Annotated in this window: 11 protein-coding genes; 2 read left to right on the top strand and 9 right to left on the bottom strand. The window is 69.8% G+C overall.

Annotation, left to right across the window (positions count from 1 at the left end; all coding sequences use genetic code 11):
• Nucleotides 1-2: 2 nt before the first annotated feature.
• Entirely contained in the window at nucleotides 3-2,123 is a 2,121-nt protein-coding gene (locus tag OG510_RS08780) for a type IIA DNA topoisomerase subunit B (protein ID WP_406136213.1), read from the bottom strand.
• 435 nt (nucleotides 2,124-2,558) lie between these two features.
• On the opposite strand from OG510_RS08780, the gene OG510_RS08785 reads away from it, so the two are divergent.
• A complete protein-coding gene (locus OG510_RS08785) occupies nucleotides 2,559-2,789 on the top strand; it encodes a hypothetical protein (RefSeq protein ID WP_164259094.1) in 231 nt (76 codons plus the stop codon).
• 253 nt (nucleotides 2,790-3,042) lie between these two features.
• Here OG510_RS08785 and OG510_RS08790 read toward each other — a convergent pair whose 3' ends face one another.
• From OG510_RS08790 to OG510_RS08820, 7 genes are all read right to left on the bottom strand, one after another.
• Entirely contained in the window at nucleotides 3,043-3,870 is an 828-nt protein-coding gene (locus OG510_RS08790) for a S1 family peptidase (RefSeq protein ID WP_406136214.1), read from the bottom strand.
• A gap of 169 nt (nucleotides 3,871-4,039) precedes the next feature.
• Nucleotides 4,040-5,587 carry an RNA polymerase sigma factor gene (locus tag OG510_RS08795; protein WP_164259090.1) on the bottom strand — a complete coding sequence of 516 codons (1,548 nt, stop codon included), beginning with the start codon at nucleotides 5,585-5,587 and terminating at the stop codon, nucleotides 4,040-4,042.
• A 347-nt stretch (nucleotides 5,588-5,934) separates the two neighbouring features.
• Complete coding sequence (locus OG510_RS08800) at nucleotides 5,935-6,876, bottom strand: FadR/GntR family transcriptional regulator (RefSeq protein WP_406136215.1); 942 nt, start codon at nucleotides 6,874-6,876, stop codon at nucleotides 5,935-5,937.
• 106 nt (nucleotides 6,877-6,982) lie between these two features.
• The gene (locus OG510_RS08805) at nucleotides 6,983-8,896 is read right to left on the bottom strand and encodes an ATP-binding cassette domain-containing protein (RefSeq protein WP_406136216.1); all 1,914 of its coding nucleotides are present in this window, start codon (nucleotides 8,894-8,896) and stop codon (nucleotides 6,983-6,985) included.
• A gap of 100 nt (nucleotides 8,897-8,996) precedes the next feature.
• Nucleotides 8,997-9,767 (bottom strand): NUDIX hydrolase, encoded by a 771-nt coding sequence (locus OG510_RS08810; protein ID WP_406136217.1) that lies wholly within the window; start codon nucleotides 9,765-9,767, stop codon nucleotides 8,997-8,999.
• Nucleotides 9,768-9,862: 95 nt separating this feature from the next.
• A complete protein-coding gene (locus tag OG510_RS08815; RefSeq protein WP_406142338.1) occupies nucleotides 9,863-11,797 on the bottom strand; it encodes a glycogen debranching N-terminal domain-containing protein in 1,935 nt (644 codons plus the stop codon).
• 224 nt (nucleotides 11,798-12,021) lie between these two features.
• Nucleotides 12,022-13,317 carry a DUF4192 domain-containing protein gene (locus tag OG510_RS08820; protein ID WP_406136218.1) on the bottom strand — a complete coding sequence of 432 codons (1,296 nt, stop codon included), beginning with the start codon at nucleotides 13,315-13,317 and terminating at the stop codon, nucleotides 12,022-12,024.
• A gap of 494 nt (nucleotides 13,318-13,811) precedes the next feature.
• Here OG510_RS08820 and OG510_RS08825 point away from each other — a divergent pair, with 494 nt between their 5' ends.
• Complete coding sequence (locus OG510_RS08825) at nucleotides 13,812-14,879, top strand: D-alanyl-D-alanine carboxypeptidase family protein (protein ID WP_406136219.1); 1,068 nt, start codon at nucleotides 13,812-13,814, stop codon at nucleotides 14,877-14,879.
• Nucleotides 14,880-15,140: 261 nt separating this feature from the next.
• Here OG510_RS08825 and OG510_RS08830 read toward each other — a convergent pair whose 3' ends face one another.
• Nucleotides 15,141-17,288 (bottom strand): RecQ family ATP-dependent DNA helicase, encoded by a 2,148-nt coding sequence (locus OG510_RS08830; protein WP_406136220.1) that lies wholly within the window; start codon nucleotides 17,286-17,288, stop codon nucleotides 15,141-15,143.
• Between the last annotated feature and the right edge of the window lie 307 nt (nucleotides 17,289-17,595).

Raw genomic sequence — 17,595 nt, forward strand, 5'->3', positions numbered from 1 at the left:
CGTCAGGCGTCGATCCGCGAGCGGTCCAGCGTCGCGGCCGAGCTGGTGATGAACTCCTTGCGCGGCGCGACCTCATTACCCATGAGCAGGTCGAAGACCTGCTCGGACGACTCCAGGTCACCGATGTTGATCCGCCGCAGCGTCCGGAACCGCGGATCCATGGTGGTCTCCGCCAGCTGATCGGCGTCCATCTCGCCCAGCCCCTTGTAGCGCTGGATCGAGTCCTTGAAACGGATGTTCTTACGCTGGAATTCCAGCAGCTTCTGCCGCAGCTCGTTGTCGGAGTACGTGTAGACGTACTTGTCCTGGCCCTTCTTGGGCTGGACCAGCTCGATGCGGTGCAGCGGCGGCACGGCGGCGAAGACCCGGCCCGCCTCCACCATCGGCCGCATGTACCGCTGGAAGAGCGTCAGCAGCAGGATCCGGATGTGCGCGCCGTCCACATCGGCGTCGACCAGCAGCACGATCTTGCCGTACCGCGCCGCGTCGATGTCGAAGGTCCGCCCGGATCCTGCTCCTATGACTTGGATGATGGCGCCGCACTCGGCGTTCTTGAGCATGTCCGAGACCGACGCCTTCTGGACATTGAGGATCTTGCCCCGGATGGGCAGCAGCGCCTGGAACTCGGAGTTCCGGGCCAGCTTGGCCGTACCGAGCGCCGAGTCGCCCTCGACGATGAAGAGCTCGCTGCGCCCCACGTCGTCGCTGCGGCAGTCGGCGAGCTTGGCCGGCAGCGACGAGGACTCCAGAGCCGTCTTGCGGCGCTGGGCGTCCTTGTGCTGGCGGGCCGCGATCCGGGTACGGGCAGCGGCGACGGCCTTCTCCAGCACCGCACGGGCCTGTGCCTTGGAATCGCGCTTGGTGGAGGTCAGAAACGCCTTGAGCTCCTTGGCGACGACGTTGGACACGATCCGGTTGGCAGCGGAGGTACCGAGCACTTCCTTGGTCTGGCCCTCGAACTGCGGCTCGGCGAGGCGCACGGTCACGACCGCGGTCAGGCCCTCCAGCGCGTCGTCCTTCACCACGTCGTCCTCGGCGACACGCAGGAGCTTCGACGAGCGCAGCACCTCGTTGACCGTCCTGGTCAGCGAGCGCTCGAAGCCCGACACATGCGTGCCGCCCTTGGGCGTCGCGATGATGTTGACGAAGGACCTGACCGTGGTGTCGTAGCCGGTGCCCCAGCGGAGCGCGATGTCCACGCCGAGATCACGGGTGACCTCGGTCGGGGTCATGTGGCCGCGGTCGTCGAGGACCGGGACCGTCTCCTTGAAAGTGCCCTGCCCGGACAGCCGCTGCACGTCGCAGACCGCCTTGTCCTGGGCCAGGTACTCACAGAATTCGCTGATCCCGCCGTCGAAGCGGAATGTCTCCTCGGTCTTTCCCGCACCCTCGAGACCGCGCTCGTCGCGCACCACGAGAGTCAGCCCGGGGACCAGGAACGCCGTCTGCCGGGCCCGCTGGTACAGGTGGTCCAGGGAAAGCTTGGCATCCTTCAGGAAGATCTGCCGGTCGGCCCAGTACCGGACTCGGGTGCCCGTCCTGGTCTTGGGTACGCGCTTGCCCTTGAGCAGCCCGTTGGCCGGGTCGAAGGGGCTGTCGGGGCCGCTCTCGGTGAAGATCCCGGGGACGCCCCGGCGGAAGCTGATGGAGTGCGTGGCGCTCCCGCGGTCGACCTCGACGTCCAGCCGGGCGGACAGGGCGTTGACGACCGAGGCGCCGACGCCGTGCAGCCCGCCGGAGGCCGCGTACGAGCCGCCGCCGAACTTTCCGCCCGCGTGCAGCTTGGTCATCACGACCTCGACGCCGGAGAGCCCGGTCTTGGGCTCGACATCGACCGGGATCCCCCGGCCGTTGTCCCGGACCTCGACGGAGCCGTCCTCGTGGAGGATCACGTCGATGTGGTCGCAGTAGCCGCCGAGAGCCTCGTCGACCGAGTTGTCGATGATCTCCCAGAGGCAGTGCATCAGACCGCGGCTGTCGGTGGACCCGATGTACATGCCGGGCCGTTTACGGACCGCTTCGAGCCCTTCGAGTACGAGCAGGTGCCGCGCGGTGTAGTTGGAGCCGTCACGGTCTGCACCGCTCAGCAGCGCAGTGGAAGGCACGGACGTATCGGCGGTCACGCGGTTCGCTCCTCGCTGAATTTATTTTGGGGCCCTGTGGGTAAGGCCGGGGCGTCGGTCGCCCGTCAGAGCCTACCGAGCCCTGGTAGAGCCGTTGTTACGCCACCCTAGAAGAGCCGGGGCGCCAAACCTGCACCGTACACCTGTTCGATACCTCGATGGAGTGACTCACACATCACGTTCCCTTCCAGGCATGAACCATTTAGGCTCCGGGCACGTCCTCATCAACAACCGGCAGCCAGTCGGGAGGATCAACCCGAAGACAAGCAACGCGAAACCGTAAAGCCACCGCAATACGGCTTATTCGCCGCCAACCGGCAGCAGACAGCCACCTTGAACAGAAAGTTTCAAGGAAAAGCCACGAGCGGGAACGTTTTGGGCCTGGTTGGATGTTGACCCTGGTACGACAGCTCGTCGAGCTAGAGAAGAGGCGACGTGACTACTGTTCTGACCCCCGCGAGCCCGCTGACGGCCGCTGACCGCTGCGACCGATGCGGCGCCCAGGCATACCTGCGCGTTGTCCTCACCAGCGGTGGCGAACTGCTCTTCTGCGCCCACCATGGTCGCAAGTTCGAGCCAGAACTCAAGAAGATCGCCGCGGACATCCAGGATGAGACGGATCGCCTGACGGCCGTCCCGAACCATTCCGAAGAAGAGGACCGCTGACACCTCGCACCCACGACGAGCCAAGGACCGGTATCAGCCCGGTCGACGGGCGGCCCCGCCTGCACCCACAGGAGAGGCCGCCCGTTCTCATACCCTGACCCCAGGAGAGCCCCGACCGGCCTTCTGGCGTGTCCGTAAGGCAGCCGGAGCCCTCTGGGCCCCAGCACGCCTGTCAGGGCGTGTCCGGCCCCCGAGGACCCCGTCTCGGCGCGGTCCGGCCCAGCGCGGCCGACCACCCACCGGATCCCCTCCGTCAGCTGTGCGACGCCACAGCCTGCGCCATGGCGGACATCCGCGTGTAGACGCCCGGGCTTTTCGCCCGGCCACACCCCGCACCCCACGAGACCAGCCCGATGAGCCGCCCCCTGGCGACCAGTGGCCCTCCGCTGTCACCCTGGCACGCGTCGTGACCCCCCTGAGGCTCACCTGCGCACAGCATGGTCGCCGCCTCGAAAGTGCCGCTCGACGACCCGGGATAAGCAGACGCACATCGCGCGTCCGGCAGTACCGAGACACGGGTGGCGTGCAGCCCCGAGGGATAGTCCCCCGTGCCGGCCGTGTCGCCCCAGCCGTAGACGGTCGCGTCCGTGCCTGGCCCCTCGGCCGGATCGTGCGGATCGGCGATTCTGATCGCGTACGAACGGGGCAGCGCACGTGACAGCGTCAGCACCGCGAGATCCGCCGCGTTGCTGACACGGTCGTACCGCGGGTCGGTCCAGGTGGACTGCACTCGGATCTCACGCCCGGCCGACGTACGCAGGTCACTGCGGCCCGCGACGACCGACAGGTCATGCACTTGGCCCAGTGGGGCCCCGAGCACTTCCCGGCTCAGGCAGTGGGCCGCCGTCACGACCTCGCGCGATGACACCACCACTCCCCCGCAGAACTGTCCCGCCCGGCCCCCTCCGAAGCGCTCACGGCTGGATACCGCGACCACCCAGGGGGTGTCGGTCACCGACACCCCCTGGCCGCCGATCACCGCCTTCTGGGCGGCGGACGCGGGGATGGACGCACCCAGCGGCAGTGCTGTCGCGGCCAGCGCCAGCACGCCTGTCAGTGCTCGGACGATAGGACGACGCATACGACTTCCTGACTCTCCAGTGAACTTGTCTCACTCAGAGTGCATCAGTCTCGTGGCGCGTACACCCACTCAGGAAACGCGAAGCGGGCCCGCACCTCTCCCTGCGGAGAGACACGGGCCCGCTTCGTCACATCCTGCGAAGGACCGGCGGACCGGGCCGACCGGCGGACTAGTCGAGGTAGTCGCGCAGCACCTGCGACCGCGACGGGTGGCGCAGCTTCGACATCGTCTTCGACTCGATCTGACGAATACGCTCACGCGTCACGCCGTAGACCTTGCCGATCTCGTCCAGCGTCTTCGGCTGGCCGTCGGTGAGACCGAAGCGCATGGAGACCACGCCCGCCTCACGCTCGGACAGCGTGTCCAGGACCGAGTGCAGCTGCTCCTGGAGGAGCGTGAAGCTGACCGCGTCGGCCGGGACGACCGCTTCGGAGTCCTCGATGAGGTCACCGAACTCGCTGTCACCGTCCTCACCCAGCGGGGTGTGCAGGGAGATCGGCTCACGGCCGTACTTCTGGACCTCGATGACCTTCTCAGGGGTCATGTCGAGCTCCTTGGCCAGCTCCTCCGGGGTGGGCTCACGGCCCAGGTCCTGGAGCATCTGGCGCTGGACGCGCGCGAGCTTGTTGATGACCTCGACCATGTGCACCGGGATACGGATGGTGCGGGCCTGGTCGGCCATGGCGCGGGTGATCGCCTGCCGGATCCACCAGGTGGCATACGTGGAGAACTTGTAGCCCTTGGTGTAGTCGAACTTCTCGACCGCGCGGATCAGACCGAGGTTGCCCTCCTGGATCAGGTCCAGGAAGAGCATTCCGCGGCCGGTGTAGCGCTTGGCGAGCGAGACGACCAGACGGAGGTTGGCCTCGAGCAGGTGGTTCTTGGCCCGGCGGCCGTCCTCCGCGATGATCTCCAGCTCACGCTTGAGCTTCGGCGCGAGCTTGTCGGCGTTGGCGAGCTTGTCCTCGGCGAAGAGGCCGGCCTCGATACGCTTGGCGAGCTCCACCTCCTGCTCCGCGTTGAGGAGCGGGACCTTGCCGATCTGCTTCAGATAGTCCTTGACGGGGTCCGCGGTGGCACCGGCGACGGCGACCTGCTGAGCGGGCGCGTCGTCCTCGTCATCGTCGGAGAGGACGAAGCCCTTGGCCTCGCCACCCTCTTCCTCCTCCTCGCCGGCCTTGGCGACCGGAGTCTCCTCGGCCGCCTCGTCTCCGTCCTGGAGCTCGTCGGCGTCCTTCTTGGAGGCGGTCTTCTTGGCCGCCGTCTTCTTGACCGCCGTCTTCTTCGCGGCGGTCTTCTTGGCGGCCGTCTTCTTGGCAGCAGCCTTCTTCGCGGGCTCGGCATCGTCAGCCACAGCGTCCACACTGTCGGCAGAAGGAGCGGAAGTGGCCGCCACAGCCCTCGCCGCGGTCGTCTTGACCGCGACAGTCCTGGTGGCGGTGCGCTTCACCGGGCTCTTCGCTGCGACGCTCTTGCGGGGACGCTTCGGCGACTCCGCGGCACTGACCATCAGAGTCACACCCTCTTCCTCGAGGATCTGGTTGAGGCTGCGCAGAACGTTCTTCCACTGGGTGGCCGGAATCTGGTCAGCCTCGAAGGCCCGGCGTACATCGTCGCCGGCGATCTGCCCATCAGCCTTTCCCCGCTCGATGAGCGCCATGACAGACTCGGACTCGGCGATCTCCGGCGGGAGAGTACGGGATGTGCTGGCCGACACGAACAACCTCTCGAAACGATGGAAACGGCTTCCGGCTCCGCCCTTGACGGGCCTGGAACCGACGACCGCCGGCTGGGGATGACCGACGGCGCGGGCTGAGCTTCGGAGCTGTACAGCGCCGCCAACGACGCCTGCATTCCCTCTTCGGCTACCACCTCTTAGGTCATCGCGCTGCCTCAAAGAGTGTTACGCCCAATCCACGTGGCCCGAGTCACACTCCATTTGCGACATACGGCTCCCCAGGGGACGCATACCCACAATTATGCCGCCGGACCCCCCGAAGATCCGGCGGCACCGAAGATCCGGCGGCACCGGGTTCGGGCGCACACACCGGCCGCACCCCGCGATCAGTGCACGCGCGGCGCGGGAACGACGCGCTCCACCTCCGGGTGGACGGTCAGCAGTTGACGCATGGCCGCCTCTGCGGCCTGCGGGTCGTTCGCGGCGAGCGCGTCAGCGATCCGCGCGTGGTGAACGAGAGAGATCTCCGTGGGGCGGTCACACCCCGTGACGGGGCCTCCCGAAACCTGGAGGGCACCCGCGACGATGCCCGAGAGGTGCTCCAGCATCCGGTTGCCCGCGAGCTGGATCAGCAGGGCGTGGAACTCGGCATCCGCACGGGAAAAGGTGACCGCGTCGCCCTGGGCCAGAGCGTGGCTCATGATCTCGACCATGTCCGCGAGGCGCTGCTGCATGTCCTCACGTCCATGACCGGCGGCCAGGCGTGCGGCCAGCGGCTCGATCGTCCAGCGCAGCTCACTCAGCTCGCGTCGCTGGTCGTCACGCTGCGGCCCGAACGCCCGCCATTCGATGATGTCCGGGTCCAGCAGATTCCAGTCGCTGACCGGGCGGACCCGGGTACCCACATTGGGGCGAGCGCTGACCAGGCCCTTGGCCTCAAGAACACGCAGCGACTCGCGCACCACCGTGCGGGACACCTCGAAACGCTGGCCGATCTCCTCGGGAACCAGCGGACGGTCGGCACCGAGGTCGCCGGAGACAATCATCTGGCCGAGCTGCTGAACCAGCTGGCCGTGCAGACCGCGGCCACGACTGCCCGTGGTCCGCCGGCCCGCCCTGCCCATCTCGGTATCGCCGCCGCCCCAGGAAGGAGCTCCGGCACGGGCGGCGCCGGGCGCTTCTGCGTACGGATAGCGGTCGAGTTCGCCCGAGCCTGCGAGGCCGGACTCGGCAGAGCGGGCGGTGGTCATCATGGAATGCGCAAGGGTAGTCACGCATCCTTTGTCGGCGCGCCCCGAGCCCCCCTTGAGGTCTTTGGTGAAAAGCACACGAAAGGGTGATCATCGACCTCCCTGCAATTGACGCCTTATCGGAAAGAACCCGGGCATTCCCCTGTGAGTTGCTTGCAAGGCGCCGAGAAGCGGGCCAGGACGGTCACCAACGAGCCCTGCCCCGAAGGCCCGTGAACAGAAACGCGCACAGCAGGGCCGCGAGCGAGAGCACGAGGGCCGCGCCGACGGGCTGCGACAGGAGCCTGAGCACCCCGACGAGCCAGCGGTCGGCCTTGCCGGGCCAGACCCCGGCGACCTCTCGGAGCCTGGCGGGGAGCCCGGCGACCGAACGGGCGGCCGGCGCCGCCAGCACCGCCCTCACCAGCGGTACGACGGCGACAGGGACCGACAGGACGGCGGCCAGCCCTGCGGTCGTACTCTTGAACACCCCCGCGCCCAGCAGTCCGGCCCAGGCGCAGCCGACCGTGAGGCCCACCCAACCAACGGCCAGGGACAGCCAGTTGGCCGGGATTCCCGCCAAGTCTCCGCCGTACACAAGGCGGAGCGTCCCCCCGTCCGCGGCAGCCGTGAGCAGGGCCAGCAGGAGAGCCGTCCCGCCCGACACGGCGAGCTTGGCGACCAGCAGACCGAATCTCCTCGGGGCACCGCCGCGGCCGACGGCGAGCGCCGGGTACCGGAACTCGTCGCCGAACGCCAGAGCGCCGAGGAGTCCGGCCGCGAAAGCCGCGGGCGGCAGCGGAAGCGGACCTGGCCATGCCATCAGGAGATGAGAGAGCGGCGTCCCTCCGGTCCTGGCGAGCAGCACGGACAGGGCCACGGAAACGGCGAGGACGACGCTCACGACGAGAAGCGCCGTCCGGACGCCGAACAGCCGCCGCAGCTCATAACGCAGCGGCCTGACAGGGCCCCTGAGCGGGATCGGAGTGATCACCGGCTGCTGCTCGGAGAGTTCGGATCGCACCTCGATCAGCGAATCGAACTCCGGGAGTACGGACCGGGCCGCGAGTACGGGGGCGTCGGCGGCCGGAACCTCGGAGTCGAAGGGGCCGGGATCAGACGTGTCGCCGAAGGAGCCGTCCGGGCCGAGGGCTTCTGGATGGAGGGGCCGGCGTCCGTCGGGTTCCGACTCGACAGGTTCGGAGCCGGACACACCGGAGGCCGGCGCGACGGTCTCGACCCCCGGCCCCATGTCGCCTGTCTCATCGGCAAGCTGATGGATCAGCACCCCGTGCCGGAACGCCGCCTCGCCGATCTCCGCGCAACTACTGCCGTAGACGGAGAGCCTGCTGCCGCCCTCGGTGACGACTTCTACGGAGCGGTGCCCCTCACGGGCCTCACGGCCGAGCAGACCGGCGAGGCGCGCGGTGTGGGGCGTGCGCACGGCGACCCGTGGCCGGAGCCGGGTACGGGCGAACTCGGCTCCTTCCTGGTCCGCCACGAGCCGTCCGGCTTCGATGGTGACGACGTGATCGGCGGTACGGGCCGCCGCTTTGGGGTCGCTCGTGGTGTACAGGACCGTGCCGCCCTGGGCCGCGTGGTCGCGCAACAGCCCGAAGAGCCAGCCGCTGTCCCGCGCCGAGAGCCCTTCGGCGGGTTCGTCCAGGACCAGCGTCTGCGGATCGGCGAGCAGGGCAACGGCGAGGCCGAGCCTGCGGTCCATGGCACGGGAGAGCATGCCGAGCCGCTCGTCCGCGAGGCTGACGAGATCCACGGCTTCGAGGAGTTCGTCGGCGCGCGATGCCGGCACTCCGGTCGCGGCGCAGAGCATGCGCAGCTGTCCGCGTACGGTACGCGCGGGATTCCCGGGCACATCGCCGAGCAGGGTGCCCACTTCGGCGGCCGGGCGGGCGATCCGGTGCAGCGGAAGACCCCGGAAGTAGGTGATGCCACGCCCCTGGTCGAGTTCGAGCATCAATCGCAGAGCGGTGGTCTTGCCGGCATCCGGAGGGCCGAGCAGTGCGGTGATCTGGCCCGGGGCGGCGTCGAAGGTCAGATCGTCCACCGCGGGCGGCAGATCCCGGCGGGGGTGGCTGGTGAGTCCGATGGCCTGGAGCATCGCTTCTCTCGCGGGTAGCAGGGCCGCCGGGCGGCATGGGCGGCTACCGGAGCAAGATAACGCGACATTTCAGACTTTTAGTGCAGCGTGGCAGAGATTCTCAGACCTCCGGCCGAAGCATCGGGGGGTTGAGCAGCGTCGCTCCTCCCGCTCTGAACAGTTGTGCGGGCCGACCGCCCTGGCGGGTCGTGGTACCGCCCGAGGGAACCAGGAAGCCCGGCGTCCCGGTGACTTTGCGGTGGAAATTACGGGGATCCAGGACCACGCCCCACACCGCCTCGTACACCCGGCGCAGCTCCCCGACCGTGAACTCCTGGGGACAGAAGGCAGTGGCCAGCGAGGAGTACTCGATCTTCGAGCGGGCCCTTTCCACACCGTCCGCGAGGATCCGCGCATGGTCGAAGGCGAGTGGCTCGGGCGGCTCGCCTGCCCTGACGGCTGCGCCGTCCTGGCCGAGCAGGACATCGACGGGGGCCCACCGGGCGCTGTGGGCGTCCCCACCGGCCCGGGGCGCGGGCAGATCGGGCGCGAGTGCCAGGTGGGCCACGCTGACAACTCTCATGCGAGGGTCACGCTTCGGATCTCCGTAGGTGCCCAGCTGTTCGAGATGTGCGCCGTAGCCGGGAGCCGGGACCGGGGCCGAGGGGTCGAGGGCACACAGCCCCGTCTCCTCCGCGAGCTCGCGCGCGGCGGCCGCGCCGAGGTCCTCGTCGGTTTTGACGAAGCCGCCGGGCAGCGCCCACCGGCCCTGAAAGGGCGCCTCTCCACGGCGTACAGCCAGTGCGCACAGCGCATGACTGCGCACTGTGAGCACGACCAGATCGACGGTGACAGCGAAGGGCGGAAAGGCCGACGGGTCGTAGGGGGGCATGACATGATCATAGTCGTCTCTCTGACGATAAACACGCCCTTCGGCATCCACAGTGTTCTCCAATTCACCCGTACTCCGGCGCTCCTCACGCCCGCTCACATCCCCAGTTGGAGTCCGGCTGCGGCCTCCTCGACCATCCCGAGGCCCAGCCTGCTGACGCGAACCGAGAAGGGCTCCCCCGCGACCGCCAGGCCCGTCAGCTGGATCGCGCCGAGCGGGGCGCTGCTCATCGGCCGGAGTGCGACCGTGCCCGCCGGAACATCGGGACGGACACCCGCGAGACTCATCAGCAGATGCACCCCGGCGGCCGCGGACACCGCTGCCGGGCGACAGGCCGCCGGATGCGGGAGGGGGACGCTGTCCTCGGTTCTCTGCACTCCGGCGTACATCTCGGGAAGCCGGTGGCCGAAGGCGTCGGACGCGGCGAGCACTCCGCCGAGCAGCGAGCACGCCTCCTTCTCGAATCCCGCTGCCGCCAGCCCCGCCACCGCGAGGGCCGTCTCATGCACGCGCACCGCGCCACCCCGGTGCCCGAAGGGATTGTGTCCCTGCTCCCTGGCTCCGAGGCTGCGGAGTCCCCAGCCCGAATCCATCGCCGGGCCGCCCAGCAGCCTGGCGACCTGCTCGGTCTGCACCTTGTCCAGCAGCCCCTCCGCGAATCTGCCACCTCCCAGCAGCCCGGTGTCCAGAAGATGGGCTGCTCCGGCACCCAGCTGGGGGACCGTCCGGCCATCGGGGGTACGTGCGGCCGCGGGTCTTCCCCCTGCGCGGTCCTCGATCCAGAACGTCTGCCGGAATCCGCTCCGCAGCCGGCCCGCCCACTCACGCCACCGGTCCGCGCCCGGACGGCCGCACTCGTCGAGCAGTTCGGCCGCCAGAGCCGCGGCTCGGTGGGCATGCGCCTGGATCTCCGCGCGTTGCAGGCCCCCCGCTCCGGCCTCACCGAGCAGCCCGTCCTCGTCGGCCGCCGAGCGGAGCCACGCAAGACAGCGCTCCGCCGCAGGGAGCAGCTCCGCCACCTCCCGCTCGGGCAGCCCCCAGCGCCTGGCCTCCGCCAGCAGCACAGGAAAGAGCAGTGTCGCCTCCACTCCGGTGCAGCTGGGCGGCAGATGGGGGCCCGCGTCCCGGAGAGGCCCGGGGATACGTCCCGCGCCGGAGCCGGTCCCCCCGAGCTGGGAACGTGCCAGTTGGCGCAGCGCGGCCGCAGCGAGACGGGTGCCGAGCGGCAGCGCCATCCGGGCGGTCCAGAGGATCTCCGCGGGCGCGAACCCGCACCGCCAGGGCACTCCCGCCGCCGGGTAGATGTCGGTCGGGTGCCCCGGTGCGCGGACCAGCATCGCGCGCAGATCCTCCAGGCTGGTACGCATCAGCGTCTCCACCCGGGAGTCGTCCCCGTCTGCGTGCGCCGGGGACAGCACGCTTCCGAGCAGAGGGCCCGCCGGGCGGGACGGCGCATCGGTACGGATTCGGAGCTCGATGTCCCTGGAACCTCCCGGAGGCAGTTCGAGCTGCCAGCCGAGCAGCCCTGTGGCGGCCAGGGCATCGTCCGGTGGCGGGCTTGCCGTGACAACGGCGTGGCTGCCGTCTCCCGTCCAGCGAAGACCGGCTCCATGGACGCCGGCGGGCAGTTCCGTCCCCGGAGAGCCCGCCGCGACCGCTCCCAGGAACGCCAGGTCCGTGCCGAGAGCGATCTCCACCGGAACCCGCAGCGTCCGGTCCGAGGCACTGCGCAGAGTGATCCGCTCGGTGCCGTCCGCCGAGCGCAGACGCTCAACGAACAGCTCGGGATCGGGCCCCACCGCGCCGGGCAGCCGCACCACAGCCGTGAACCTGGCCCGGTCGGCTCCGATCAACCTGCCCTGGACCGCGACCGGTTCACGCCCGGCCACCCTCACCTGACAGCGGGAGACGAGCCGTCGCCCCGACTGATAGAAGCCGTCGAAGCCCTGACCGGTGAGCTGCCCGTGTGCGGGGGAAATCGCGAGCCCTGGAAGGCCCACACAGATCAACGCATTGTGCACCGAGGGCAGTTCTCCCCGCCGGTGCGGGGCGGCGGATACTTGTCCGGGAGTGGGCACCGTGGCACGGCCCCCGGCCGTCCCACGGGTTCCTGAAGGGACGCTGAGAGCCATCTTCCGCCTCCTGAGCGCTACGGCCGGTTGCGGCGGAGCTCCCGGCGCGGACCGCCGCACACCGCCACCCGGATGAACGGCGCCGGACACGACGGGGTCACGCCCGTACCTGTGTCCCGCTCTCATCGTCCGGTTCTCGTCCCGCGCTGACCGCTGCGGCGGCGTGGACGGCCACGCCCTGCCGGTGTCCCCGGCCGGGCGGTCCCGGCAGGAGGGTCCTGGCGGGCGCCCGGCGGCCCGGGAGAGGCAGGACGGTCCCTCTGCGCGGATGGTTTTCCCGCCGTCAACCGGTTGCTCCGCTCCCGGCGCAGGCAGTGCCGTAGCGCCTCGGGATCGAGACCTTCGTTGCACGCCTGGTGGAGCAGCCGGGCAAAGACGTAGTCGGGGTCGAGGGCGAGGGCGCGCCCGAGGGCCACCCGGGCGCCCGGTTCGTCCCCCGTCGACCAGGCCACCCAACCAGCAAGGGTCAGGGGCGCCGCGGCATATTCGGCGTACGGGCCGACACAACGGCGCGCCAGGGCACGCCAGAGACGCAAGACCGGCCCCGTGGAAGGTCCTTCCATCCACTCGGCCGCACGGTCACGGGTCGTGCGGTCCTGGAGCCCGAGGAGAACCAGAGCCGCCTCTTCGTCCGTGACGAGTTCGTCGTCCGCCGCATCCGCCTCGGCCCAGCCCGGAGCCTGTGGGGTCCGTCCGATGCGGCGGACGAGCCGCCGGGCCGCGTCCAGGGTCTCCTGTCCGACCTGTTCACGATCGGTGCCGGCCAGGATTTTCGGCACCAGAGCGCCTGCCGCCTCGTCCAGTGCGCGTTCCTGCGTGGCCGCGCGAGGTGGCTGCCGTGGGGCCAGCCTGGCTTCCATCTCCTGGAGGGATCCTCGCACCTGGATCCCGGCGTATGCCGCGGCCGCAGCCATCACCGAAGTACCGGGCAGAGCCAGGGGGTTGCCGTCCGGCGGGCAGCACCGGGCGTCCGGGCAGCAGTACGAGAAGAATCTGCCGTCGGAGATACAGAGGGCTTCGGGAACGGGCACGTCCCGGGCTCCGCACGCCGTACGCAGATGCTGGGCGAACGGGCGCAGCCGCTCCATGACGTCCGCCGGGGTCTCCCCCTGGCCCGGGTCCTGGCACAGGAAGACGATGATGCCCTCCGGCCGCCTGCCCCGCTTCTCGCTGCCTGTGACCAGCCCGTCCGCGAGCTGGTCGGCGACCGGCTGCCACTCCTGCGGCGAGCGGGGGATCCCGAGCCTGAGCCGTCCGCCGAAACGGCCGCGTGGTCCGTGCAGCGCGACCATCACGACCGAGTCGGTCGGGTGGAATCCCAGCAGATAGGGCAGTGCGTCCGCGAGTTCGGCAGGGCCGCGCAGTGTGACCTGTTCCTGGACGGGCGAAGGGCCGTTGGATTCGTCGTGCGTGTTCATGGCTCGAAGATCCCGCGATCCGAACGGCTCCGCGACCCCTGTGGATAACTGTTATCCACAGGCTGGCCGACCCGTTCGCTCGTTGTCGGTTCGCTCGGGTTACATGACGCCATGCCAACTCACACCGCTCACACCCGACGGCATGGGCCCACTCCGCGCGACACCCCCGTCACCCGCCACCACACACCGGCCGCACCACAGAACGAGTCGCAGAACGAGTCGCAAGGCTGTTCGTTCATCCGCGAGTTGACGGACAGCCCGGGAGCACGCCCAGCCGGGTGTGCGCCGATGCCCCAGGGGAGTCGCGCGGCCACCAAGCGCGAGTGGAGTCACTGGCCCCACCAGGCACTTCCACAACATCTCCACAGCAGTGGACCTCGTTACGTGGCTATGACATAGCCAGCTTGACAGTCACTGTCATCGCGCAAGTAGGTTCGGTATAAACCGAGTTTCTACTACCTGCCGGCGTACCCGCGCCGGGAGAAGGGACGTTCATGGGTTCCCACGCCCGCCCCAACCGGATACACCGCACCGGGGTCCGGATCGCGACGGCCGCCCTCGTCGGAGTCGCCCTGCCGATCACCGCCGGTGGCCTCGCCGAGGCAGCCACCCCCGGTGCCACGCACTCCGCCGACGACAACGGCCAGGGGGGCAGCGAGGCCACCGCTCCGGCCGGCCAGAAGCAGGCCGCGCAGCAGTCCCAGCCTGCCCAGACGGCACAGCACTCCGTCAAGGCCAAGGCCGCCGGCACGCAGGGCCCCAAGGACCAGGCCGGCCCCAGCATCAGCGCCGATCACGCCTATCTGCTGGACGCCCGCGACGGCAGCCAGGAGCGGGAGATGTGGGCCGGGGCCAAGGCCGACGAGAGCGTCCCGATGGCGAGCACCACCAAGATCATGACCGCCCTGGTGGTGCTCAAGCACCCGGAGTGGCTGAACCGGCCGGTCGTGGTGAAGCAGGACTACCGGGACTACGTGCAGAAGGCCGGCGGCAGCACCGCCGACCTGCAGACCGGCGACACCCTGACGGTCGAGCAGATGCTGCACGCCATGCTGATCCCGTCCGGCGACGACGCCGCGATGGCGCTGGCCGACAACTTCGGCTCCGGCGACACCCAGGACGCGCGGATCGCCGACTTCGTGAACCAGATGAACGTGGAAGCGCAGCAGCTGGGCCTGACCGGCACGCACTTCGACACCTTCGACGGCATCTCGCACGGCAACAATCACAGCACCGCCCGTGACCTGGCCAAGCTCGGCCAGCGCGCGATGCTGCAGCCGGTGTTCGCCGACATCGTGAAGGACAAGCAGTACAAGACCGAGGCCCCGGCGGCCAACGGCCACACCCGGTACTACACCTGGAACACCACCAACGAGCTGCTGGGCAGCTACGACGGTGCCCTGGGCGTCAAGACGGGCAGCGGCCCGGAGGACGGCTACTGCGTCGTCTTCGCCGCCAAGCGTGACAACCGCACTCTGGTCGGTGTGGTCCTCGGGGACACCACTGACAAGGCACGGTTCGACGACGCCACCAAGATGCTCGACTGGGGCTTCGCCCACTGATTCGCCATTGACTCGCCACTGATTCGCTCACCGAAGTCGCACGCCGAGCGGAGAGCGCCCCGGCGGCGAGTTGTTCAACGCGTACACCGCGCCCACCGCGTGCGGTACCCGAAGGCCCCTGCGCCGTCCCCACCCCCACGGTGGACGAGCGGGGGCCTTTTCGGTGCTGCGAGCACCCGCGAGCGGGCACCCGGAGCGGGCCCGCGGCACGCACTCTGCCAGTGCGGTTCGGCAGCAGCCAGGCCGGGGCCGGCCCCCGTGTCAGCCCGCCGCAGCGAGGACCAACGGGAGGACCTGTTCGCTTCCGGCCTGGCGGAGAAGCCGGGCAGCGACGGCGAGGGTCCAGCCCGAGTCGGTGTAGTCGTCCACGAGGAGGACGGGACCGGCGGAACCGGCCACACCCTCCGGGACGGTGAAGGCGCCGGACAGCGCCCTCAGCCGTTGGGCGGAGTTGCTGCGGCGCGCCGCGTGCGCACCGTCCGGCTCCGTGTACGTCAGGGTGCCGAGGAAGGGAAGGCGGCCCACGGCCGCAATCCCCTGAGCGAGGGAACCGACCAGCTGCGGCCGGGACAGGGACGGGACAGCGACGACACCCACCGGCCGGGCAGCGGCGTCCGGGGTGTTCGACGCCCAGCCGCCCGGGGAGCGCGCCCAGTCAGCGAGGACCGCCACCGCTGCCCGCAGGACATCGTCGGGAACCGGCCCGTCAGGTGCGTTCTCCGCCAGCAGCGGGCGCAGCCTGTTGCCCCAGCCGATGTCGGAGAGCCGCCCCAGCGCTCGCCCCGTGGCGCACTGTTCCTTGGCCGGGATACGCCCCTTGAGGTCGATGCCCAGCGCCGGCATCCCGGTCGGCCACATCCTGCGCGGCTCGACTTCGACCCCGGGACGGTCCAGTTCCTTCGCCGCCCCCGTCAGCACCTCCGCCGAGACAGCGGAATCGGCCCAGGCTCCCGCGCAGTTGTCACAACGACCGCACGGGGCCGCCCCCTCGTCGTCCAGTTGCCGGCGCAGGAACTCCATCCGGCACTGGGACGTGCTCGCGTAGTCCCTCATGGCCTGCTGCTCGGCGGCCCGTTGCTTGGCGACCCACGCATAGCGGTCCGCCTCGTACACCCACTCGGCTCCGGTGGCCGTCCAGCCGCCCTTCACCCGCTTGACCGCGCCGTCGACATCCAGCACCTTCAGCATCGACTCCAGCCGGCTGCGCCGGAGGTCCACAGCCGCCTCCAGAGCCGGCACGGACAGCGGCCGGCCCGCTTCGGTGAGCGCCGCGAGGGTCTGTCGCACCTGGGTCTCGGGCGGGAAGGCCGTATCAGCGAAGTAACGCCAGATGGCCTCGTCCTCCCTGCCCGGCAACAGCAGCACATCGGCGTGCGCCACACCACGCCCCGCACGCCCCACCTGCTGGTAGTAGGCGATCGGCGACGACGGTGACCCCAGATGCACCACGAACCCCAGGTCGGGCTTGTCGTACCCCATGCCGAGCGCCGATGTCGCGACCAGGGCCTTGACCCGGTTCTCCTTGAGGTCGACCTCGGCCTGCAGCCGGTCGGCGTTCTCCGTCTTCCCGGTGTACGAGGCCACCTTGAAGCCTCGCTGGCGCAGGAACGCGGTGGCCTCCTCGGCCGCGGCGACGGTGAGGGTGTAGACGATTCCGGAACCCTGAAGGTCATCCAGGTGTTCGGCGAGCCATGCCAGACGGTGCGCGGCGTCCGGCAGCTGGACCACACCGAGCCGCAGGCTCTCCCGGTCCAGCTGACCGCGCAGGACCAGCGCCTCGCCCGTGCCGGTGCCCAGCTGCTCCGCCACGTCCGCCGTCACCCGCGCGTTGGCGGTCGCTGTCGTGGCCAGCACCGGGACCCCGGCGGGCAGCTCGGCCAGCATCGCCCGCAGTCTGCGGTAGTCGGGACGGAAGTCGTGGCCCCAGTCGGAGATGCAGTGCGCCTCGTCCACGACCAGCAGACCGGTCGTGGCCGCCAGCCTGGGCAGCACTTGATCGCGGAAGTCCACGGAGTTCAGCCGTTCCGGACTGACCAGGAGGACGTCGGTTTCGCCTCGCTCGACCTCTCCGTAGATCGTTTCCCATTCCTCCGGGTTGGCGGAGTTGATGGTGCGTGCCTGGATCCCGGCCCGCGCCGCCGACTCGACCTGGTTCCGCATCAGCGCCAGCAGCGGCGAGATGATCACTGTCGGGCCGGCGCCGCGCCGGCGCAGCAGGGCGGTGGCGACGAAGTACACCGCCGACTTGCCCCAGCCGGTGCGCTGCACCACCAGCGCACGCCGGCGCTCCTCCACCAGGGCCGCCACCGCCTGCCACTGGTCCTCCCGCAGCCTCGCCGAGCCCCCCGGGTCACCGACGAGCTCAGCGAGGATGGTGTCGGCTTCGGTGCGGAGCTCCAGATGGTCCATGTCCCCCATGCAACCCGATGCCACTGACAATCGGCCAATCCATCCACCGCGGCGAAGGACTCGCTCAGGGCCTGCCGGTCCCCCCGGGGCCGCGACGCGACCGACCGCGGCCGGCACCGGTCAGCGCGTCACCCCAGGTCAGGACCTCGTATCCGCCCGGAACCGCTGCTCCGCGCCGTTCAGGCAGGACGACAGGCGGGACGAGAAGAGTCGCCCGCGACGCCGCTGGGCAGGGATATGCGGGTCATACCCGAAGATTCTCGTCCGTCGCATGAATTGCTCGTTGCCGCCCGCCCGTCCGGCAGGA

The sequence above is a fragment of the Streptomyces sp. NBC_01089 genome (assembly GCF_045162975.1).
Taxonomy (GTDB): Bacteria; Actinomycetota; Actinomycetes; order Streptomycetales; family Streptomycetaceae; genus Streptomyces.

Bases quoted from the DNA above. Each gene is read 5' to 3' on its own strand.
- OG510_RS08825 (WP_406136219.1), top strand. From the start codon at position 13,812: ATGGGTTCCCACGCCCGCCCCAACCGGATACACCGCACCGGGGTCCGG.
- OG510_RS08810 (WP_406136217.1), bottom strand. From the start codon at position 9,767: ATGCCCCCCTACGACCCGTCGGCCTTTCCGCCCTTCGCTGTCACCGTC.
- OG510_RS08790 (WP_406136214.1), bottom strand. From the start codon at position 3,870: ATGCGTCGTCCTATCGTCCGAGCACTGACAGGCGTGCTGGCGCTGGCC.
- OG510_RS08830 (WP_406136220.1), bottom strand. From the start codon at position 17,288: ATGGACCATCTGGAGCTCCGCACCGAAGCCGACACCATCCTCGCTGAG.
- OG510_RS08805 (WP_406136216.1), bottom strand. From the start codon at position 8,896: ATGCTCCAGGCCATCGGACTCACCAGCCACCCCCGCCGGGATCTGCCG.
- OG510_RS08820 (WP_406136218.1), bottom strand. From the start codon at position 13,317: ATGAACACGCACGACGAATCCAACGGCCCTTCGCCCGTCCAGGAACAG.